Origin of the sequence: Curtobacterium flaccumfaciens (assembly GCF_018598405.1) — a bacterium.
GTDB classification, from domain to species: domain Bacteria; phylum Actinomycetota; class Actinomycetes; order Actinomycetales; family Microbacteriaceae; genus Curtobacterium; species Curtobacterium aurantiacum.
Genome location: NZ_JAHEWS010000013.1, coordinates 95,084 through 101,083, shown reverse-complemented (window position 1 = coordinate 101,083; position 6,000 = coordinate 95,084). Strand labels below are relative to the sequence as shown.

General features: G+C 67.1%; 6 protein-coding genes. 5 read left to right on the top strand and 1 reads right to left on the bottom strand.

The genetic code is table 11. The annotated features are described in order from the left end of the window. Both KK097_RS10300 and KK097_RS10295 read left to right on the top strand, forming a co-directional pair. The coding region (locus tag KK097_RS10300) for a sensor histidine kinase (RefSeq protein ID WP_214544638.1) at nucleotides 1-1,440 on the top strand (1,440 nt) is incomplete at its 5' end. Then, on the top strand, nucleotides 1,437-2,117 hold the full coding sequence (locus tag KK097_RS10295) for a response regulator (protein ID WP_214530118.1): 681 nt from the start codon (nucleotides 1,437-1,439) through the stop codon (nucleotides 2,115-2,117). The genes KK097_RS10300 and KK097_RS10295, both read left to right, overlap by 4 nt. A gap of 293 nt (nucleotides 2,118-2,410) precedes the next feature. Here KK097_RS10295 and KK097_RS10290 read toward each other — a convergent pair whose 3' ends face one another. Next, nucleotides 2,411-2,665, bottom strand: coding sequence for a hypothetical protein (locus tag KK097_RS10290; protein ID WP_214530117.1), 255 nt, complete (start codon nucleotides 2,663-2,665; stop codon nucleotides 2,411-2,413). Between the two features lie 527 nt (nucleotides 2,666-3,192). Here KK097_RS10290 and KK097_RS10285 point away from each other — a divergent pair. From KK097_RS10285 to KK097_RS10275, 3 genes are all read left to right on the top strand, one after another. Continuing rightward, nucleotides 3,193-3,720 (top strand): GNAT family N-acetyltransferase, encoded by a 528-nt coding sequence (locus KK097_RS10285; protein WP_214530116.1) that lies wholly within the window; start codon nucleotides 3,193-3,195, stop codon nucleotides 3,718-3,720. A 424-nt stretch (nucleotides 3,721-4,144) separates the two neighbouring features. Next, nucleotides 4,145-4,717, top strand: a complete 573-nt coding sequence (locus tag KK097_RS10280) for an ArsR/SmtB family transcription factor (protein ID WP_214530115.1) — start codon at nucleotides 4,145-4,147, stop codon at nucleotides 4,715-4,717. Further along, entirely contained in the window at nucleotides 4,702-5,985 is a 1,284-nt protein-coding gene (locus KK097_RS10275) for an MFS transporter (RefSeq protein ID WP_214530114.1), read from the top strand. The genes KK097_RS10280 and KK097_RS10275 overlap by 16 nt, the downstream gene beginning before the upstream one ends. The last annotated feature ends 15 nt before the right edge of the window (nucleotides 5,986-6,000 follow it).

Here is a 6,000-nt window from a genome sequence, read left to right as displayed (position 1 = left end):
TTCGTGCGCGAACAGGCGACGAGCAGTGATCCTGCGAGACGGCTCGAGCCGTACGCCCTCGATCTGATGCGCCGCACCCACATCGACTTCATCACCATCATGGCGCCGGATCGGACGCGGTGGACCCACCCGGATCGCTCCGAGATCGGGCAGGCGTTTCGCGGGACGATCGCGCCGGCACTGCACGGCCAGACGTTCACGGAGACCTTCGCCGGCACGCTCGGACCTTCTGTGCGCGCCGTGACACCCATCGAAGACGGTGACGGCAGGGTCGTCGGTCTGGTGGCAGCGGGCGTGACGGTCGCGAACATCTCGAGCGCGTTGGTGCCCCGGCTCGCGTCGGTCATCGCGCTGGCCCTGTCGATCGTCGCGGTGTCAGCACTGTTCTCGTGGCTGCTCAGCCGCTACCTCGACCGCGTCACGGCTGGGCGCGGGCCCGAGGAGCTCGCACGCGTGTTCGCCTCCTACGAGGGTGTGCTGCACTCCATCCACGAGGGGCTCGTCGTCATCGACCGGTCGGCGTCGGTCGTGCTGCACAACGACCGAGCCGCGGAACTGCTGAACCTGCCCGCACCGACCGAGCGCCAGGAGCCGATCCCGCTCGAGGTGCTCGACGTATCGGACGAGCTGCGGACCTTGCTCGCGTCGGGCGACCGAGCCGTGGACGAGAGGTACGTGAGTGCCGACCGGGTGCTCGTCGTCAACCAGGAGATTGCGTTCTCGCGGGCATCGGCGAAGCCCCTCGGCGCGGTAGCGACGATCCGCGACCAGACCGAACTCCAGCACCTGTCCGGCGAACTCGCGGCCACACGGACGCTCACCGACGCACTACGATCACAGACCCACGAGTTCGCCAACCGCCTGCACACGGTCGTGGCGCTCATGGAGCTCGGGCGTGTGGACCAGGCGATCCGGCTCGCCTCTGATGAGATCGACCGGCACGCGGGCGTCGGCGAACGTGACGGAGCCGGCGATTCCGGAGCCGCCACCCCCGAGGTGATCACCGCCGTCCTCAACGGCAAACGAGCCCAAGCACACGAGCGCGGCGTCACGCTCACGATCGACACGTCCGGCCTCCGAGATCCGGTGCCGGTCCCGGCCGGCGACGTCATCACCGTCATCGGCAACCTCATCGACAACGCCGTCGACGCGGTCACGGGAGACGGGGGCAGCCGCGATCCGTCCGTCGCCGTGGTCGTGACCGTCGCCGACGGGCACACCCACTTCGTCGTCCGCGACAACGGTGCCGGCATCCCGGACATCGACACCGCCTACGCGCGGGGCTGGTCGACGAAGCCGTCGGGCCCGGAGGGGCGGGGGGTCGGACTCGACCTCGTCCGCTCCGCTGTCGCGAGGAACGGCGGCGACATCACTGTCACAACCGGACCCGGTGGCAGTACCTTCACGGTTGACCTGGCACCGGGGCGGGGGACGATGTGAGCGGCGACGTCCGTGTCCTCATCGTCGAGGACGAACCGCTCACCGCGGAAGCGCACGCCGCCTATGTGACCCGCCTCGAGGGCTTCTCGGTCGCCGGTTCGGCGGCCACCGGCCGTGCCATGCTGGCCGCCGTCGCTGCCGAACGGCCAGACCTCGTCCTGCTGGACTTCAACCTGCCCGATGCCCATGGCCTCGAACTCGTCCGTGACCTGCGGGCCGCGGGGTCTGCAGTCGATGTGATCGCGGTCACAGCAGCCCATGACGCACGTGGTGTGAAGAGCGCGATCGCGCTCGGGATCGTTCAGTACCTCGTCAAGCCCTTCAGCTACCGCACGTTCGCGGAACGGCTCACCACGTACCGCGACTTCCGAAGCCGTTTCGAGGACCGTCGGTCACTCACCCAGGCAGACATCGACCAGAGCCTGAGCACCCTTCGACCGCCGATGGCAACCGAGCTCACGAAGGGCATCGCCCGCGAGACGCTCGAGCCGATCCAGACCGTCCTCATGCGATCTCCCGGTGGCGCGTCCGCGAGCGAAGTGGCCGCGGCGACGGGTACATCACGCGTGACAGCACGACGCTACTTGGAGTACCTCATCACCTCCGGACAAGTTGAGCGGAATGTGCGGCACACTGGGCCCGGAAGGCCAGAGTACGAATACCAGTGGCTGCGCTGACACGTGCTTCCTGCACTCTGCGAGCAGGAAGTTGGGTATCCATCGAGGGGCAGGCTGACGCACAGCGCCCGGCGCGAGAAGACCAAATCACTCGCGCTCCAGCCAAGCGTTAGGGTGACGTTCCCAGCCCAAAGCATCGATGCTCCACCAGGTTGGTAACCGCCGATGAGAGGATTTCGTTTCTCCTGCTCGATGCTCCGCTTGCTCCGCTGCTTTCATCGATGTCGGCGGGATGGCGCCCTCAGGCTCAGACCCATCCGTTCCGGCGCTCGAGGCGTCATGTCTGCCCGGGCTCACTTGCCAGCTGCTCTGCGTACTCGCATCACTTGTAGAAGTTCGAGCAGGTATGCCTCTGTCATGTCGATAGGTGCATGGCGAGCGTCAGTAGCCAGCGCACACAGAATGCGGTCACCACCACGATGAGCCTCGTCGACAAGGGCGTTCAGGCGGGCCTGAGCCACCTCGCGCTCGTGCTGTCCTGCGCCTCCGTGCTTCAGCCGACGGTACTGCTGGATCAATTCCAAGAGGCTGCGTTCCTCAAGCGGCACTCGACCATCCTTCGCTGGCCCTTCGACCCGGGGAAGGACCTGAGCGGCGAGATCCATGCGACGCGCAGGTCCCTCCCCGGTAGCAGCCCCCGAACGCTGCCTACCCGATCATATCGCGTTTCCAGACTGAGTCCAAAAACTCCTTCTTTCCGTAGTAGACTCCTCGGAGCTACCACGCGGGCTGGAAGCACATTCCGGCCAAGCGACCCCTAGTTGCTTGAGTGCAGCACCAATCCCCGGGGTCGGAGCCGACCCGCTCCGGCTTCGTTACCTTCCACGCGAACCCCACGTCAATGTCGGGCTTGACGATCTCGGCCTGCGGGCTTAGCCGTCCGCTAGTGGGGCCTTCGCCGGGCACTTAGCCGGGCGGGTCTGCTGAGACCCCAAGGTCCCTGGATCTTCGCCGACACCGAGCCAGCCGCTACGAGTGCGGTAGCCGATCGGCTATTGAGACGAGTGTTCGATGCAGTCTCTCGGTTGGATCAGGGGTTCGGCTCCCAGTGCTGCTGCGACGCTACGGTGGAAGCGTGATCGAGACCGAGCGCCTCCAGCTCCGCCGCTGCCGTTCCGCGGATGTCGGGGCGGTCCTGGCGTATCGGGCGCGACCGGATGTCGCACGCCACCTCTCTGCCGGCGTCTGGACGACAGCGCGAGCAGAAGCTGAACTGCGCGTGTACGAGCAGGCGCCGTTCACGGGTCCGGGGGACGAGCTCGTCCTCCTTGCCGAGACACGAGACACTGCAGCCGTCGTGGGCGAGGTCGGTCTCGTGTGGGTGAGTGAGGACCCCCGCACTGCGGAGATCGGTTACGTCTTCAACCCGGAGTTCGGTGGACGCGGACTAGCTACCGAAGCGGTGTCGGGTCTGGTGCAAGCCGCTTTCACCAGCTTCGACTTCGACCGTGTCGTTGCGACCACGGACGAGGACAACGCGACCTCTCGTGCGCTCTGCGAGCGTCTTGGTATGCAGCTGCTCTCGACGGCCATCAGTCGCGATGGCCGCCACGTCAGCGAATGCACTTACGTCATCACCCGTGGGCTGGTGCCCGCTCCGTAACCGATGGACAACCGGACAATCCGCCGAGTGATCAGCGCACTCGGGGTCTGCAGCTGAGGCGGGGTGCGCTGGAATTCGAGGTGATGATTCGTGGCCGTGTGTCGTGTTTCGGGGGCCCTACCTTCACCTGCCGCCGGCGATGCGGATGGTCGTTCCTGTGGCGTACCCGGCGTCTTCAGAAAGCAGCCACAGAACAGCGCCCGCGACCTCCGTGGGGTCGCCCATGGTCCGGTGTGACGCAGCCGGACATCTGACTCGCAGCGGGGCCTCCACGTGACGGATCGTCAAGCGGGCGTGTGGCTGTGGCGCTTCGGACTCCGGAAGGAGAACGGCGGCCGGTCGCCGATCGAGCTTGAAGAGTCCTATCACGACAGGGCTACACAATGCCATTGCGCAATGCTTCTTGTGGACTTAGGGTCTCGGTATGGCTGACGGACGTATTGACGACGCGGCGCAGATGCGTGCTCTCGCTCACCCCACACGGCTGCGCATCCTCGGACTCTTGCGGGCGAACGGACCGCAGACCGCAGCGATGCTCGGCGAGGTCATCGATGAGGCGCCGGGAACCATCAGCTACCACTGCACTCGTCTCGCCGGCGCCGGCCTCGTCGAGCCGGCGGCTGATCAGGGGAGCGATCGGCGCGAGCGCTGGTGGCGGCCCGCGCACGACTCGTCGTTCTGGGACCCCGCTGAGTCGCTCGACGATCCGGAGCGGACCTTGGCCGCGAACGCGCTCGATCACGCGGTTGCCCGTGTCTACGCCGCGAACTACGAAGCGTTCGTGGATCGGGCGGCGACCTTCGGCCGCGAGTGGGTTGCCGCGTCGACGAGCTATGACCGGGTACTGCGGCTCTCTGTCGAGGAGTTGCGGGCGATGGGTGAGGAGCTCCGGGCGGTCGTTGAGCGGTGGGCTGCCGTCAGCGCCACGCACGGCGCTGGCGACAGCTCCGAGCAGGTCTTCGTGCTGCACCAGGCATACCCGTGGCCACGCGGCTGAGCGCCAGGGGACAAGTCCGCGCATTGCTCGCAGTGCAGGTCATCTCGCGGATCGGCAATGTCGTCACGACTGTGACGGTTCCCTTCGTGGTACTCGCACGCGGGGGCTCCGCCACCGACGTCGGGATCACCGCATTCATGGCGACGGTGCCCATCGTGCTCGGTGGGCCGTTCGGCGGGGCGCTCGTGGAGCGAGTCGGGTTCATCCGATCGAGCATCGGGTCCGACATCGTCAGTGGGCTCACCCTCCTCGCGATGCCCCTCCTCGCGTGGACCGTCGGCTTGCCATTCTGGGCGCTGCTCGCGCTGGTGTTCGTCAGTGGGATGTTCGACACCCCGGGTGAATCCGCACGACGGGTGCTCCTGCCCGGGCTCGCAGTGTCGGCAGGCGTGCCGCTCGAGCGCGCGGTCGGCCAGTTCGAGGGCTCCGCGCGGTTGTCCGTACTCATCGGCGCACCGGTGGGCGGTCTCCTGGTCGGAGCGGTCGGCCCCATGGCAGCACTGGCATGCACGGCAGCGGCGTTCGGAACCGCGGCATTGCTCACGGTGGTGCTCATCAGCGGTGTCGAGTCGGCGTCCTCCGCAGACACTGCATCCACGCCGTCGCAGGGCTACTGGCAGGACATCGCCGAGGGTTTCCGCTTCTGTGTCCGGGACCCACTCTTCCGGCTCATCGTCGCGCTCGTACTGGTCACGAACCTGCTCGACGCGGCTCGGTCGAACACGCTGCTCCCGCTCTACGCGGACGATCAGCTCGGTGGCGCACAAGCCCTCGGGCTCGTTACCGGAACGTTCGGCGGGGCGGCGTTTCTCGGTTCTGTCGTGTTCGGTTACGTAGCGCACCGTGTTCCTCGGCGGCTGACGTTCACGCTGTGCTTCATCCTCGCAGGCGGCCCTTCGTTGCTGGTCCCGGCACTCGGGCTCGGGCTTCCTTGGATGCTCGGATCCGCTGCGGTGTCCGGCTTGGCGGCAGGGGCGATCAACCCGATCCTCGGCACCATCGAGCTGGAGCGGATCCCAGAGCGCATGCGGGCACGTGTGTTCGGACTGCTCGGGGCCGGCGCGTGGGCGGGCATCCCTGTGGGCGGGTTGCTCGCGGGGCTGGCGGCCGACGGATTCGGCACATCTGCCACCTTCGGAGCGGTGGCGGTGCTCTACACGGTCGTCACGATGGCACCGCTGCTCGGCGGATCGTGGCGCCTGATGGAGCGACCGCGGCCGGAGGACAGTGTGACGACCCTTCCGGACGGGACGCAGGGCCTGGAATGACGAACTCCGTCCCTC

What these genes read in the sequence shown, in the direction of transcription:
- KK097_RS10280 (WP_214530115.1), top strand. Translation starts at nt 4,145, where the DNA reads ATGGCTGACGGACGTATTGACGACGCGGCGCAGATGCGTGCTCTCGCT.